The organism is Polaromonas sp. (assembly GCF_012927455.1).
Taxonomy (GTDB): domain Bacteria; phylum Pseudomonadota; class Gammaproteobacteria; order Burkholderiales; family Burkholderiaceae_C; genus Polaromonas.
Window position 1 is genome coordinate 32,162 of record NZ_JABBPE010000002.1, and the last position, 15,080, is coordinate 47,241.

The following is a 15,080-nucleotide window of genomic DNA, read 5'->3' on the forward strand; positions in this document are numbered from 1 at the left end:
CGCTGGCGCGCGCTACGTTGGAGGGGCTTAGTCCATCCTGTAAGCAGGGGTGATTCCGACCTGATGAATATCGGGTTATGAGGTCTTTCAGGCTTTTTGTCACTAACCAGAGCGTAAACTTCCACCCTTGTATTGCAGCGCAGACAGTGGCGCGCCCGCCCGGGCGAGCGCCACAACAAGGACACCGATGAAACGAGTTGATGATTTCCGCCTGAAATTTGGCAGCAAAGAACTGGTCCCCCTCATTATTGGCGGAATGGGCGTAGACATTTCCACCGCCGAGCTGGCACTTGAGGCGGTACGCCTGGGGGGTATCGGCCATATCTCCGACGCCATGGTTCAGGATGTGTCTGACCGGCGTTTTGACACTGATTTTGTCAAGGAAAAGACCAAGTTCTACAAGCACAACATCAACAACTCGGACAAGAGCGTTGTCCAGTTCGATCTGGCGCGCCTGGCCGAAGCCACCAAACTGCATGTCGGCAGAACCATGGAAGCCAAGCGTGGCGATGGCCTGGTGTTTATCAACTGCATGGAAAAGCTGACCATGAACTCGCCGCGCGACACGCTGGAAGTGCGGCTCAATTCCGCGCTGGATGCCGGCATTGACGGCATCACCCTGAGCGCCGGCCTGCATCTGGGCTCTTTCGGCCTGATGGCGGCGCATCCGCGTTTTCGAGACGCCAAGCTGGGCATCATTGTTTCTTCGGTGCGTGCGCTGCAACTTTTTCTGCGCAAGACGGCGCGGCTCAGCCGGTTGCCTGATTTCGTGATTGTGGAAGGCCCGCTGGCCGGTGGTCACCTGGGTTTTGGCATGGATTGGGCCCAGTACGACCTGGCCACCATCCTGGCCGAAATTGCGGCCTACCTGAAAGCCGAGCAGCTGGATATTCCGCTGATTGCCGCAGGCGGCATTTTTACCGGCAGCGACGCCGTGTCGTTTCTGGAAAATGGCGCCGCCGCGGTGCAACTGGCCACGCGCTTTACTGTCGCCAATGAGTGCGGCCTGCCGGCCAAGGTCAAGCAGGATTACTTCCTGGCCAGCGAAGAAGACATCATCGTGAACACCATTTCACCGACCGGCTACCCGATGCGCATGTTGAAGAGCACGCCAGCCATAGGCTCGGGCATACGCCCAAATTGCGAAGCCTACGGTTATCTGCTGGATGGCAACGGCAATTGCGCCTACATCAACGCCTACAACGCACAAATCGTCATTCACCCCGATGGCAAAAACTTGTCGGTGATGGACAAGACCTGCTTGTGCACGCACATGCGCAACTACAACTGCTGGACTTGCGGCAGCACGACCTACCGGCTCAAGGACACCACCCGGCTGCTGGCCGACGGCAGCTATCAGACATTGAGCGCCGAACACATTTTTCGCGATTACCAGTTCAGCGTCGATCAGCAGGTAGTGCTGCCCGCATAAGCAACTAAACGGACTTGCCGCCGCGCTCCGCTCGGGGTGTTGGCGGCTTTTTTTTGCGCGCTGCTTCAGCGAGAGTCAGACTTTGTATAAACGCGATCGTTGACCTCTGCCACTCGACGAATAACGCCTCTGCGGGATCCATAACCCGGTTGCAGCATGTATCAAATATCCTCAAATCGCAGGATGGCGGTCTTTCGCCTGGGGACTACGCTAGGTGCCGGGTCTGATGGCGCTTGAGCGCTGCTATTTCGACAGCCACGGCCCTGCTGGGTTGGTTCCTAAATTATCTAAATCAAGGGAGAAGTCATGGCTAATGCATCGCATCCTCACTTATTCACACACGAATGGTTTGAACGGCATCCCAGGCTGACCAAAAATTTCGGCAGAGAAACGATCGCACTGATTCTTGGGACACTGCTGGCCGTCGCGACATTGCTTGCAACATCGTTGGACTGGGCACAAAAAATTCCATTGGGCGCTTCACAAATTGTGGACATCGCCACGCGCACTGATCACGATGCTTCCGCGCCGGCGGCAATTTCGAGCGACTTTTTCGACCAGTTTATTGAACAGAAAAAAGCTGCAAAAACGGACGTTCTGCCCGATCAGTTTTAACCGTTGGCGTGAACATCTGCTGTGAGCAACTGCGCCTGATCGGAACCGGGCACCGCAGCGCGGGGCAACAGCACCTACGCGCCGGCCTTCAATGCGGCACCGTTTACGGGTGGCGACGGCACCGATTCATCGCGCGCCACGCTGGTCGCTTTCGTCAACGGCCAAACCTTCCTGTGCGATTTGGAACGCCAGGGCTTGAACTCCGCCTTGCTCGACGGCGCCCAACCCGCTCAATTTATTGTTCGGGGCACCGAATCATTGTCAAGCCCATGGGTGAAAGGAAATCTTGCCGGCGCGGGAGTCTTGGGTGAAGGCGGGAACAGTGACTATGAAAGTAAAAAAACCCCCGCAAAGTGGCACGGGCAGCCTCTTATAGCTATTATTTTTATAGCTGCTTGCGCCCGTATTCATTGGGCTAGAGGCCTATTTAATACCTAAACAGCAACTTTTCAGACCTTCGGGGCGCACCTTCGGTCATGGCGCGTCGCTCGCAGTAGTACAGTCACGCCCCCCAGCACGTTCACCCGAAGAGAGCGCACGCCGTGCGTCTCAGCAAAGGATTCGCAAGCGTCACAACCTGCTTTGCACCAGTTGCTCACCCTGCATGTGCTGCCCCATGAAATCCAGAAAGCTGCGCACCGCCGGCACCTGGCCGCGGCGCGAGGGAAACACGGCATGCACCATGCTTGGCACGGGCGCCCAACCCGGCAATACCGGCACCAGCAACTGCGCCTCGCGCTCGGCCTGGCTGACAATATCCGGCAAAAAACTGATGCCAGTGCCCGCCAGCACCGCCAGCTTGAGCGTCTGCAGGTCGTCGGCCGCATAGCGCGGGCGGTGCTGAAGCACAAACTCCTGCCCCGCGGGGCCCAGCAGCACCCAGGCGCTGCGCCCGTCGGCAGATGACATGGCCACGGTGTCGAGCCGGGCCAGGTCTTCAGGCGTGGCCGGTATGCCCTGGCGGCGCAGCTGTTCGGGGCTGGCCAGCAGATGACCACAGGTGGCGCCCAGTTGCTTGACCACCAGGCTGCCACTGTCGCCCAGCGTGGGGCGCACCCGCAGCGCGATGTCTATGCCCTCCTCCACGAGATCGACCACCCGGTTGGTTACCTGCATGTCGAGCGTGACCTTGGGGTGCAGCACCAGGTAACGCGGAATCAGGTAGCCCAGCGTGCTTTGCGCCAGCGTCACCGGGCAGGCAATGCGCAGCGTGCCGCGCGGCTCGACCTGCATCTGCGCGACCGCATCGGCGGCGGCCAGTGCTTCATCACGCATGGCACTGCAGTGGCGTAAATAGATCTCACCCACCTGCGTCAATGAAAGCTTGCGTGTGGTGCGCTGCAGCAGCCGCACCCCCAACCGGGCCTCAAGTTCGGCCACGCGGCGCGACAGACGTGATTTTGGCAAACCCAGCGCGCGCCCGGCAGCGGCAAAACCGCCGCGCTCCACCACTTCGGCGAAGTAAACCATATCGTTCAGGTCTTGCATGAAATTCACTGGCCTTTAAAAATTCTGGGTTTATTGTCCCACTGGCAGGACAATCTATCGCAATTTTGCCAACTTATCAATCAATCGACTCGTCTGCACAATCTATCCATGGTGGTAATTCAAGGTGAACACAGCCAGCTTCAATCCGAATCAACCTGACCACCCATTCAAGGAACCCCTCATGAGCAAGCTTCTTCACATCGACTCCAGCATTCTTGGCGGCAATTCGGTCTCGCGCCAACTCACGGCACAAATCGTCGCCTCCTGGCGCGCCGCCCACCCGGCTACCGAAGTCAGTTACCTCGACCTGGCCGTGGACACGCCCAGCCACCTATCGGCCGAATCCCTGGGTTTTCGCATGCCTGCCGGCGCTGCAGCGTTAACCGCCGCGCAACAGCGTGAAAACGCCATTTCCGAGACGCTGGTCGCGCAGTTTCTGGCCGCCGACGTCGTCGTCGTTGGTGCGCCGCTGTACAACTTTGCCATTCCGACCCAGCTCAAGTCCTGGATAGACCGTATCGCCCAGGTTGGACGCACCTTCACCTACACGGACAAAGGCCCGGTGGGTTTGGCCGGCGGCAAGACCGTCATCGTGGCCTCGGCCCGTGGCGGCGTCTATTCGACCAGCGACGCAGGCAATGCCATGGAGCACCAAGAAAGTTACCTGAAGACCGTCCTGGGCTTCATGGGCGTGACCGACGTGCGTTTTGTGCGCGCCGAAGGACTGGCGATGGGCGAGGCGGCTAAAACCGCAGCGCTGGCCGCGGCTGAGCTGGACATCATTGCGCAATCGAAAACTGCAGCCAACCAGGCGCAAGCCGCGCTGGCCGCATGATTTTCTGACAGCCGGGAGCACAGACTGCCTCAGTTTGCGCCTGTGAAAAAGCCCGCACGTTGCGGGCTTTTTTGTTTTTATAAGCAGCGTTTCTTCACGCGTGCTTTTTCACCCAAGCCACGTAGCTGTCCACCCAGCCTTGCAAAAACTTCAGGCTGTCTGCGCCGATGTTGCCGGCCGCGTCATACAGCCCATCCTTGTTGTGGATGAAGGCCTCGGGCTGGCCCAGGGTTGGCATGTTGAGGTAAGCCAGAATGTTGCGCAGGTGCTGTTGGGACATGGCCGTGCCGGTTGCGCCGATCGAGGCCCCCAGCACACCCGCTGGTTTTCCATCCCACGCGCTCTGGCCATAGGGGCGCGAAGCGTGGTCAATGGCGTTCTTCAAAACGCCGGGAAGGGAGCGGTTGTATTCCGGGGTGAAAAACAGCACGCCCTGCGCCGCCTTGATCTCGCCCTTGAGGCGCTTGACCTGCGCCGACGGGTTGCCGTCGTCATCCTGGTTGTACAGCGGCAGGTCGTCAATGCGCACTTGGGTAAAGCTGAAATCGGCCGGAAACAGCTTTTCAAGTGCCTTGGCAAGTTTCTTATTGAAGGAATCCTTGCGAAGACTTCCGATGATGACGGCTATGTTGGTGGTGCTCATGAATACTCCTGAAATGGCGGTGTTGAAGATACGCTTAACAAATCATTATGCAAAGCAGTAGCCTGCCCGGCCGAACAGGAAATGCAACACGCTGTTAATAATGAAGTAGGCGAAAACCACTGGTTCGCCATCAATGGCCCACAGCCTACAAGCACGCTGCGCCTACACCGACGGGAGCGCCACCTGAGTTTGGGAAAACTATGTATCGGCACGAAACAAAAGCAGTACCGTGAAACCCATCGATTTCTACCAGCTCGCCAAAAAGTCTGTCACCGCCTGGGTTGACGACTACGCGCCCAGCATGGGTGCGGCAATTTCCTACTACACGGTGTTTTCGATTGCCCCGCTGCTGCTCATCGTCATTGCGGTGGCTGGCCTGGTGTGGGGCCGCGATGCGGTGCAGGGAGAAATCGTGGCGCAGCTGTCGGGTCTGATTGGCAAGGATGGCGCGACCGGCATACAGGCGCTGATCGAGAGCGCTAACAAACCCACCCAGGGGCTGGTGGCCGGCGCCATCAGCCTGGTTGTGTTGGTGATAGGCGCGACCACCGTCTTTGCCGAACTGCAAAGCGCGCTGGACCGCGTGTGGGGCCTGCCACCGGCACGAAAGGTATCGGGCGTTTGGATTGCGCTGCGTGGCCGGCTGCTGTCACTGGGCTTTATTTTGGGGCTGGGATTCTTGCTGTCGGTGTCGCTGGTGATCAGCGCCGGTACCGCAGCCTTTGGAAGCTGGACCAACGGGCTTTTTCCGGGCTGGGAGACACTGCTTCATATCCTCAACAGTGTGATCTCTCTCGGCATTGGCGCCACGTTGTTTGCCATGATCTTCAAGCTCATGCCGCAGGCCACGGTGGGCTGGCGTGACGTGTGGGTGGGCGCGGGCGTCACCGCAGTGCTGTTTGAAATCGGCAAGACGCTGATCGGTCTGTACATCGGCAAGAGCAGCGTCACCTCGTCGTTTGCGGCCGCCGGCTCACTGGTGGTGCTGCTGGTGTGGGTGTATTACTCGGCGCAGATTTTCTTGCTGGGCGCTGAATTTACCTGGGTTTACGCGCATGAGTTCGGTTCGCTGTCGCACGGTGAAATGGCTGTACCGGCAGCTGCTGTGGCATCATCGGCCGCACTGAGGGTCGGGGGTAGCGCAGACGAAACGCCCTCAGCCATACCCCAACGCAGCCGGCCCGCGCCTGCGTATGAGCCTATGTCTGAGCGCCGACCGAAGCAAGTCAGGCTGTCCCGCAGCCAGCGACCATCGCTGCGTCAGCGCGCAATTGTCTATGCCGCCACCACTGCGACTTTCCTGGCCGTTCGGCAACTGCTCAAGCGCGTGGCACCCGGGCGGCCGCCGACGCGCGGCATGAAATGACAGCCGGTTGAATCGAACCATGGGTCCACACGGCGAAACAACCCAGGCGGAATCTCCGGATGACAACGAGCATGGGCGCAGCGGGTTTGTACGCGTACGCGGTGCACGTGTGCACAACCTGAAAAACGTCGACGTCGACATTCCGCGTGATGCGTTTGTCGTGTTCACCGGCGTGTCGGGTTCAGGTAAATCATCGTTGGCCTTCGCAACGCTTTATGCCGAGGCGCAGCGCCGCTATTTCGAGACGGTTGCGCCTTACGCGCGCCGGCTTATCGATCAAGTCGGCGTTCCCGATGTGGACTCAATCGACGGCTTGCCACCCGCCGTGGCGTTGCAGCAGCAGCGCGGCACGGCCAGCAGCCGCTCTTCCGTCGGCAGCGTTACCAGGCTGTCCAGCTTGGTTCGAATGCTGTATTCCCGCGCGGGCAACTACCCGCCCGGCCAGCCCATGCTCTACGCGGAAGATTTTTCTCCTAACACGCCGCAGGGCGCGTGCCCGCACTGTCATGGCCTGGGGCATGTGTTTGAGGTGACTGAAAAGCTGATGGTTCCCGACGACTCATTGACGATCCGCGAACGCGCCATCGCCGCCTGGCCGACGGCCTGGCATGGGCAGAACCTGCGCGACATCCTGGTGACCCTGGGCTACGACGTGGATACGCCCTGGCGCGATTTGCCGAAGAAAGACCGCGACTGGATTTTGTATACCGACGAGCAGCCAAGCGTGCCGGTCTACGCCGGCTTCACGTCTGCGGAAACCAAGGCAGCGCTGCGCCGCAAGACGGAGCCCAGCTACCAGGGCACTTTTACCGGCGCGCGCAAATACGTGCTGCACACTTTCGCCAGCACGCAAAGCGCCTTGATGAAAAAGCGCGTGTCGCGTTTCATGCGCGGCAGTCTTTGCCCGGTTTGCAATGGCAAACGCCTCAAGCTTGAAGCGCTGGTCGTGACTTTTTCGGGGATAGACATCGGATCCCTGTCGCAGCTGTCATTGAACCATCTGGCCGAATTGCTGCAGCCAGTCGCTCACGGCCATTTCTCCGAAACGCCAACCAGCAGCAACGCAAGCTTGAGCCGCAAGACCGCGCGCGCGGACACCGCGCGGCGCGTGGCTGCGGGCGGCTCGGCGCACCAAGCGGCGCCTGACGTGCGGCGCACACCGAACCTGTCCGAAGAAAAGCGTATCGCCGCCCGGCGCATCGCACAGGATCTGCTGGCGCGCATCGCCACCTTGCAGGAACTGGGTCTGGGCTACCTCTCGCTGGACCGCAGCACGCCAACACTGTCGCCCGGTGAATTGCAGCGCCTGCGCCTGGCCACACAGATCCGCTCGAATCTCTTTGGCGTGGTTTACGTGCTCGACGAACCGTCCGCCGGGCTTCACCCGGCCGACAGCGAGGCCTTGCTACTGGCGCTCGACCAGCTCAAGCGCTCGGGCAACTCGCTGTTCGTCGTCGAACATGACCTGGATATGATGCGCCGCGCGGACTGGCTGGTGGACGTGGGACCCGACGCTGGCGAGGGCGGCGGCCATGTGCTTTACAGCGGACCGCCCGACGGCCTCAAAAACGTCGAAGCCTCACAAACGGCGCGTTACCTGTTTGCCCCCGCACTGGCCGCACCAAGGCAGCCGCGCGAACCGTCGGCCTGGCTGGAGCTGCGCGGCATCACCCGCAACAACCTCAAAGGGCTTGACGCGCGGATTCCGCTTGGCGTGTTCACGGCCGTCACGGGGGTGTCAGGTTCCGGCAAATCGAGTCTGGTGAGTCAGGCCTTGGTGGAGCTGGTCTGTGAACATTTCGGACACCTGCCTTCGATCGGTGAGGAGCCCGATGAAGAGCTTGCGCCCACCGTTGCGGCTGCGACCAGCGGGCGCATTCACGCCGGCATTCATCACGTCAAGAGGCTGGTACGCGTTGACCAGAAACCGATTGGGCGCACACCTCGTTCCAATCTGGCAACGTACACCGGCCTGTTCGACCATGTCCGCAAGCTCTTTGCCGCTACCCGCGCATCCCGCGCCCGGCACTATGACGCAGGACGCTTTTCATTCAACGTCGCCAAAGGCCGTTGCGAGACCTGCGAAGGCGAGGGCTTCGTCAGCGTCGAACTGCTCTTCATGCCCAGCGTGTACGCGCCTTGCCCGAGTTGCCACGGTGCGCGCTACAACGAGGCGACGCTCCAGGTAACGTGGCAAGGCAAAAACATAGCCGAGGTGCTGCGTTTGACCGTTGATGAGGCCTGCACATTATTTGAACAGGAGGCGGCCGTGCTGAAGCCTTTGACGCTACTTAAAGACATTGGCTTGGGCTACCTGAGGCTCGGGCAAGCCGCCACCGAACTGTCTGGCGGCGAAGCCCAGCGCATCAAACTGGCAACAGAACTGCAGCGCGCGCAATGGGGCAAAACGCTCTATGTACTCGACGAGCCGACCACCGGGCTGCACCCTGCCGATGTGGACAAGCTGATGGCCCAGCTGCAAAGCCTGGTCACTGCGGGTAATACCGTTGTGGTCGTGGAGCACGAGCTGCACGTTGTTGCCGGCAGCGATTGGGTCATTGATGTCGGGCCGGGCCCGGGTGAGGAAGGCGGCCGCATTGTGGCGAGCGGCCCACCGCGCGAAGTCAGTCAGGCCAGAGACAGCCATACCGCGCCCTATCTGCGGCGATTTTTTTCCTGACCCCCAGAACGAACTGCAAAATAGCGGATTGCGCGACCAGGACTCAACTCTCACCCTCATCGTGTTGACGCCGTTCCTGCTTTAGCGCGATGTGAAGCTTTTCGAGTTCCGCCACGCACTCCAGTACCACGGCTTGGACGCGGCCGGGAGCGTCGCGGCCTTGCGCTGTTGAAGCGGGCCCTGCGCCAACGCTCAACTTGAGCCGTTCTTCTACTGCGCGAAACAACATATCCCAATCGGAGGGAGAAATCTCTAGTGGCTGGCGCCGCACCCTCACGCGCACGGCGCTGGCCGCGCCATCGACTCCGGGGCAGCCATACGAGCTGTCGCGCCCAACGGCGCTCGCCGTCGGTTGGTACGACTTCAGTTCTGCCATCAGATCACTAAATTCAGAATTGGCAGATCCGTATTTGTCGGCTTCTTGACCGTTGGGCCGCGTGGAATCAGGACAAATCATAATTGAACCCTCCTCAAAAGAGAGCTATGCATATAAGTACTACTGTGATCAGGTGCTGCAACCGGAAGTCGGTTTGCAAATCGCCTGAACCTCGGTTATAAAGTTGCGTGCAGCTGTCTGTCGGTGCGCTAGCGCACATTGAAGTTCTAGCACAGTCGGGCCACGCAACGTCTTCATTCTGTCAGCGTCAGAAAAGCATTGCAAGTAGAAATACTCCATTTTTGCGTGAGTTTCAATCAGCCCGCAGTGAGCGACCAGAAGATTTTTTTAACCTGGCAGGCTGGGCTCGCAGCGTACCATTCAACCAAGCAATTCGGTGTAAGTCTGCCGTTCAGCGGCATAGCAACCGCAGGCCGCGGCTTCAAGGCCGCTGCGGTCAAGCACCGTCAGCTCGCCGCGGTGGTATTGAATTAGCCCATGGCGTTGCAAGTCACTGGCGGCAGCTGTGATGCCGACGCGCCGCATGCCCAGCATGTAGGCGAGGAACTCGTGCGTAATATGAAAGCTGTCGGAGTGGGCACGGTCCTGGCTCATCAGCAGCCAGCGCGCCAGGCGCTGACCAATCAGGTGAAAGCGAAGGCAGCCGGCTGACGCGGCCTGCTGGGACATCAATACATAAAGATAGCGGTTCAGACAACGCTGCAGCGCCGCGCTTTGCGCCAGCTCTATCCGGAACGCAGCAGTGTCAATGCGCCAAGCCGCGCCCTTGCCCTGCACCAGCGCATGCAATGGTGTGGTGACCACGCCTAGCGCCAACTGCGCACCCAGCATGCCTTCACGGCCGACCATTCCGACTTCCACGCCCGGGCTTCCATCAACCAGCGCCACCAGTGAAATAAAGCCATCGATGGGAAAGTAGACATAGCGAGTCGGCTTGCCGGGCTCGCACAGCACTTCAGACAACTCCAGCTGAACCGGCTTGCAGAGTGCCAGCAGGGCCAGACGATCCTTGCGGGGAAGACGTTCGATCAGGTGGTTTTCGACAGTGGCCAAAATGGCTTTCCGTTGTATGGCGGGCCCCGTCGGGTGATGGGGAAGAGTTCGAGGCCGCGCTACTGTCGAAAAGCGGTTCAATTCGGTGTTTCCCAGTACGCACGACAGGCCACAGCACAAATGTGCGGCAGTGCAAACAACGGGAAAGGCGTATTCAGATCAGGCAGCAAGCCGCACCAAGCGTCGCCATCGGTTATGCAGCAACCTTGTCGGGGAGCAGCCGGTCGTACTCTTTTTTGACCACCGCATAACACTCGCAGGTGCGTTTCTCCAGCCCCGGGCGGTCTAGCACCGTGATGCGCCCGCGCGAATAGCGGATCAGCCCGAGATTTTGCAACTTGAGCGCGCCCTCGGTCACGCCTTCGCGGCGCACGCCGAGCATGTTGGCGATCAACTCCTGCGTCATCACCAACTCGTTGCCCTGCAAACGGTCCAAGCTCAGCAGCAGCCAACGACACAATTGCTGGTCCAGCGAGTGGTGTCGGTTGCACACCGCTGTTTGCGCCATCTGCGTAATTAGCGCCTGGGTGTAGCGCAACAGCAGGTGCAGTACCGGCGCGCGTTTGAACTCGTCTTTGATTACCTGCGATTTGAGCCGAAAGCCCTGGCCGGCGCTTTGCACCACCGCTCGGCTGGGCGTGGATTCGCCCCCCATGAACAGCGAAACGCCGACAATGCCTTCGTAGCCAACCACAGCGATCTCGGCAGAGGAACCGTTCTCCATCACATACAGCAGCGAGACAATGGCGGTGGTCGGAAAGTAGACGTGGCTCAACGTGCTACCCGACTCGTAAAGAACCTGGCCTAGGGGCAAGTCTACGGGTTCGAGTTGCAGCAACCAGCGCTGGAAATCCGGATCGGGCAACGCGGCGAGCAACTCGTTTAATTTGGGGTCGGGGGACACAGCCATCGTGGATCTCCGGCGCAGATCTAGGTTCAAGTATTTCCTCTGAAAATCATCTTTGCGATAAACATTGACTGTATGAAATTAATGTCAATTTGTATGTACGCTATCGCACACACGCTACGTACGCTATCGCAACCACTGCCTGTAGGCCGTTGTCCTCCTGGTCTGAGCAGACGAAGATCTAATCAACAGGGATTGCACAGAAGGACCCGCGTTGACGCTGCATTCCAGCACCCTCGGCCATGTGGCTTAACGTGTAACTCCGGGAACCCAAGTTGTAAACTTATGCAAATAAACTGCAGGTAATTCCGGACGCTCATGTTGCAGTAACAGAGGTATTTGTAATTTCCTGAACTGCCGATTCCAAGGCGCGATAGACAGCACCGTTGCGGCAGCGACATAATTTTGCAACTATTTTGTCGCTAAGCGGATACGGTATGACCAAAGTTGTTCACTCTCAATTTTTTGAAAGACCGGCATGAACGCAATCAAGAAGGCCCGCAAATTCATTGAGGCCAGTCCTGCCTCTGATTCTGCAAAAATACTGACTCGCCTGGTGCGTGCACTGGAGTCGGATGAAAAGTTTGAGCTGTCCGATCTGTACAAGCTCGACTACGAAAAATTCAATCTCGGCATTGATATGCTTAAAGAGTGGCGACTTGACCGCTACTACATGAGCAAGGCCAAGCTGCTCGATCTCTCAGTGCACTTGGGCGAACTGCAAGGTTGAGGCTGGGCCGACGGCACCACCACGAACAAGAAAAATCATGCCCGGCCACGTGCTTGCTCCGTGCGACGAAGGAATCATTCAGGCTCAAACCGCTTGCAGTGAGTCGCCGCTGCCGCGAAAAGGCTTTGCGCTGGCAGCCACCGTGCTCGGCTCTTCCATGGCGTTTATTGACGGGTCCGTCGTCAACGTCGCACTGCCGGCAATTCAAAGCGATCTGGCCGGCCGCCAAGGCGCCAATCTGGCTGACATGCAGTGGGTGATCAACGCCTACCTGCTGGCACTGAGCTCGCTGGTACTGGTGGGCGGCTCGCTCGGCGACCGGTTTGGGCGCCGTACCATTTTCATCACCGGCATCGCGCTTTTCTCGGTTGCTTCTGCGGCGTGCGGGTTTGCCACCGGCACGCTCGCTCTGATTGCAGCGCGCGCATTGCAGGGTGTGGGTGCGGCGCTGCTGGTGCCCACCAGTCTGGCCATTCTGGGAAATCTGTTTGAGGGGAAGGCGCGCGGCAAGGCGATCAGCACCTGGGCCGCATGGGCTGCCATCACGGCGGCGGCAGCGCCGGTGCTGGGCGGCTGGCTGGTCGATGCGCTGTCGTGGCGCGCGATTTTCTTTCTGAACTTGCCCATTGCTGTAGCCGCAGTTGCCCTGGCGTTGTACGCCGTGCCCGAAAGCCGTGTCGCGCGGGCGCCGGCGCAACTCGACTGGCTGGGCGCGCTGCTGGTGGCCTTAGGCCTGGGCGCCCTCACCTATGGGTTGACGCAGGCGCCGGCGCAGGGCTGGCGTGCATTCAGCGTGCTCGGCTCACTTGCACTGGGCCTGGTGACGCTGCTGGCTTTCGTGCTGGTACAGGCGCGGGTGCGCTCGCCCATGATGCCCCTGGGCCTTTTTCGCTCGCCTGATTTTATGGGGGCCAATCTGCTGACGCTGCTGCTGTACTTTGCGCTGAGTGGCGTGTTGTTTTTTCTGCCTTTTGTGCTGATTGGCGCTTTTGCTTATTCGGCTACTGCGGCCGGCGCGGCGCTGCTGCCGCTGTCACTGGCGCTAGGCTTGCTGTCTTCCGCCACCGGTCGCCTGATGCAGCGTTTTGGCGCGCGCCTGATGCTGACGATCGGGCCCGTCATTGCCGCGGCAGGCCTGGCGCTGCTGGCATTGCCGAGTGAGGGCTGGTCGTATTGGACTGGCTTTTTCCCTGGCATGCTGGTGCTGGGCCTGGGCATGACGCTTGCCGTGGCGCCGCTGACCACAACCGTCATGAACGCGGTAGCGACATCGCATGCAGGCATTGCCTCGGGCGTGAACAACGCGGTGGCGCGGGTCGCGGGTTTGTTGGCCGTGGCGGCGATGGGTGTGGTCTTTAGCTTGGCACTTGGGCAGCAAGTGCAAGGCGCTCCGCCCGAGGATTTGATCCGGGCGTTTCGCTTTGTGGTGCTTGCGGCTGTGCTGTGTGCGCTGGGTGCGGCGGCCTGCGGTGCGCTGTTTATCAAGGCCGGGATAACGCCAGAGCGCCAGTCCTGAGGCCTCATACCCCGCGCTCACGGGGGAACCATGAGGCCGAGAGCTTAAAATTGTCGGTTCGGCTAGCAACGCCTTTCCCGGCACTTGCGCCCTTCCACCCTTCAGAAATTTCGCCCATGCCATTTTCCTCACTGGGCCTTTCGTCCGCCCTGCTGCCCGCCTTTTTGCACGCCATTGCCGACGAAGGCTACTTGGTGCCCACGGCGATTCAGACGGCGGCAATTCCAGCGATTTTGCAGGGCCGCGATGTGCTTTGCTCGGCCCAAACCGGCTCAGGCAAAACGGCCGCGTTTTCGCTGCCCATGCTGCATCAGCTGGCCGAGGCACCAGCCACCGCGCCGCGCCGCGTTCGCGCGTTGGTGTTGGTGCCGACACGCGAGCTGGCGGCGCAGGTCGGCGAAGCCCTAGTCAGCCTGGCCAAATACTTGCCGCAGCGGGTGAAGGTGGCGGTGGTCTTTGGCGGCGTTTCCATCAATCGTCAAATGATGAACCTGCGCAGCGGCGCCGACATCGTGGTGGCCACGCCGGGGCGTTTGCTGGACCTGATCGATCACAACGCCCTGAACCTTGCCGCGGTGAGCACGCTGGTGCTGGATGAGGCCGACCGCCTGCTGGACCTGGGCTTTGGCGAAGAGCTGGGTCGCATTCTGAGCCTGCTGCCAGCGCAGCGCCAGAACCTGTTTTTCTCAGCCACTTTTCCGCCGGTAATACAGGCGCTGGCGCAAAGCATGCTGCACAACCCTTTGCGCGTCGAAGTGCAGGCGAGCGAGCAAAACGCTTTGGAGATCACGCATCGCGCCGTAGAGGTCGATGCCAGCCGTCGCACGCAGTTGCTGCGCCACTTGGTGCAAACCGAAAAATGGGAACGTGTGCTGGTGTTCGTAGCGACCAAGCACGCGGCCGAAATCGTGGCCGACAAGCTGCGCAAGGCGGACATTGAGGCCGAACCATTTCATGGTGAGTTGAGCCAGGGCAAGCGCACCCAGGTGCTGCAGGATTTCAAGATCAAGGCGGTGCAGGTAATGGTTGCAACCGACGTTGCCGCGCGCGGCATCGACATCGCCCAATTGCCCGTGGTAGTGAACTACGACCTGCCTCGCTCAGCTGTTGACTATACGCACCGCATAGGCCGCACCGGGCGCGCCGGTGAAAGCGGGGTAGCAGTCAGTTTTGTCAGCGCAGACACTGAAGCGCATTTTCGGCTTATCGAAAAGCGCCAGCGCATCAGCGTGCCGCGCGAACAGGTTGCCGGTTTTGAACCACTTGAAATCATGGTTCCGAACCCTGCCGACCTATTGTCTAACGGCGGCATCAAAGGCAAACGCCCTAGCAAGAAAGACAAGCTGCGCGAAGCGGCGGCGCAAGAACAATCACTGCCCAAGAAATAAGCCGGCACGCGAGAAAGGCCCGCGCCTCTT

The 15,080-nt window shown here is 60.0% G+C and carries 13 protein-coding genes; 8 read left to right on the forward strand and 5 right to left on the reverse strand.

Annotated features, from left to right (window positions below):
* Window positions 1–187: 187 nt before the first annotated feature.
* Together HHJ18_RS00745 and HHJ18_RS00750 are read left to right on the forward strand one after the other, a co-directional pair.
* A complete protein-coding gene (locus HHJ18_RS00745; RefSeq protein WP_296910535.1) occupies window positions 188–1,432 on the forward strand; it encodes a nitronate monooxygenase in 1,245 nt (414 codons plus the stop codon).
* A gap of 306 nt (window positions 1,433–1,738) precedes the next feature.
* Window positions 1,739–2,047 carry a hypothetical protein gene (locus HHJ18_RS00750; protein WP_296910538.1) on the forward strand — a complete coding sequence of 103 codons (309 nt, stop codon included), beginning with the start codon at window positions 1,739–1,741 and terminating at the stop codon, window positions 2,045–2,047.
* A gap of 570 nt (window positions 2,048–2,617) precedes the next feature.
* On the opposite strand, the gene HHJ18_RS00755 is transcribed toward HHJ18_RS00750, so the two are convergent.
* A complete protein-coding gene (locus tag HHJ18_RS00755; RefSeq protein WP_296910540.1) occupies window positions 2,618–3,535 on the reverse strand; it encodes a LysR substrate-binding domain-containing protein in 918 nt (305 codons plus the stop codon).
* Window positions 3,536–3,716: 181 nt separating this feature from the next.
* Here HHJ18_RS00755 and HHJ18_RS00760 point away from each other — a divergent pair, with 181 nt between their 5' ends.
* Window positions 3,717–4,370, forward strand: a complete 654-nt coding sequence (locus HHJ18_RS00760) for an NAD(P)H-dependent oxidoreductase (protein ID WP_296910542.1) — start codon at window positions 3,717–3,719, stop codon at window positions 4,368–4,370.
* Between the two features lie 94 nt (window positions 4,371–4,464).
* Here the strand turns inward: HHJ18_RS00760 and HHJ18_RS00765 are convergent, their stop codons facing one another.
* A complete protein-coding gene (locus HHJ18_RS00765; protein WP_296910544.1) occupies window positions 4,465–5,013 on the reverse strand; it encodes an NAD(P)H-dependent oxidoreductase in 549 nt (182 codons plus the stop codon).
* Between the two features lie 229 nt (window positions 5,014–5,242).
* Here HHJ18_RS00765 and HHJ18_RS00770 point away from each other — a divergent pair, with 229 nt between their 5' ends.
* Both HHJ18_RS00770 and HHJ18_RS00775 read left to right on the forward strand, forming a co-directional pair.
* Window positions 5,243–6,379 carry a YihY/virulence factor BrkB family protein gene (locus HHJ18_RS00770; RefSeq protein WP_296910546.1) on the forward strand — a complete coding sequence of 379 codons (1,137 nt, stop codon included), beginning with the start codon at window positions 5,243–5,245 and terminating at the stop codon, window positions 6,377–6,379.
* A gap of 19 nt (window positions 6,380–6,398) precedes the next feature.
* Complete coding sequence (locus HHJ18_RS00775; RefSeq protein ID WP_296910547.1) at window positions 6,399–9,059, forward strand: excinuclease ABC subunit UvrA; 2,661 nt, start codon at window positions 6,399–6,401, stop codon at window positions 9,057–9,059.
* Between the two features lie 43 nt (window positions 9,060–9,102).
* On the opposite strand, the gene HHJ18_RS00780 is transcribed toward HHJ18_RS00775, so the two are convergent.
* The 3 genes from HHJ18_RS00780 to HHJ18_RS00790 form a co-directional block, all read right to left on the reverse strand.
* Window positions 9,103–9,516: a hypothetical protein gene (locus tag HHJ18_RS00780; protein WP_296910549.1), complete on the reverse strand. Its 414-nt coding sequence runs from the start codon at window positions 9,514–9,516 to the stop codon at window positions 9,103–9,105.
* A 300-nt stretch (window positions 9,517–9,816) separates the two neighbouring features.
* Window positions 9,817–10,509 (reverse strand): Crp/Fnr family transcriptional regulator, encoded by a 693-nt coding sequence (locus HHJ18_RS00785; protein WP_296910551.1) that lies wholly within the window; start codon window positions 10,507–10,509, stop codon window positions 9,817–9,819.
* Between the two features lie 193 nt (window positions 10,510–10,702).
* Entirely contained in the window at window positions 10,703–11,419 is a 717-nt protein-coding gene (locus HHJ18_RS00790) for a Crp/Fnr family transcriptional regulator (protein WP_296910554.1), read from the reverse strand.
* Window positions 11,420–11,894: 475 nt separating this feature from the next.
* On the opposite strand from HHJ18_RS00790, the gene HHJ18_RS00795 reads away from it, so the two are divergent.
* The 3 genes from HHJ18_RS00795 to HHJ18_RS00805 all read left to right on the forward strand — a co-directional run bounded on the left by HHJ18_RS00795 (window position 11,895) and on the right by HHJ18_RS00805 (window position 15,050).
* On the forward strand, window positions 11,895–12,146 hold the full coding sequence (locus tag HHJ18_RS00795) for a hypothetical protein (RefSeq protein WP_296910556.1): 252 nt from the start codon (window positions 11,895–11,897) through the stop codon (window positions 12,144–12,146).
* Window positions 12,147–12,183: 37 nt separating this feature from the next.
* On the forward strand, window positions 12,184–13,662 hold the full coding sequence (locus tag HHJ18_RS00800) for an MFS transporter (protein ID WP_296910557.1): 1,479 nt from the start codon (window positions 12,184–12,186) through the stop codon (window positions 13,660–13,662).
* Window positions 13,663–13,778: 116 nt separating this feature from the next.
* On the forward strand, window positions 13,779–15,050 hold the full coding sequence (locus HHJ18_RS00805) for a DEAD/DEAH box helicase (RefSeq protein WP_296910559.1): 1,272 nt from the start codon (window positions 13,779–13,781) through the stop codon (window positions 15,048–15,050).
* The last annotated feature ends 30 nt before the right edge of the window (window positions 15,051–15,080 follow it).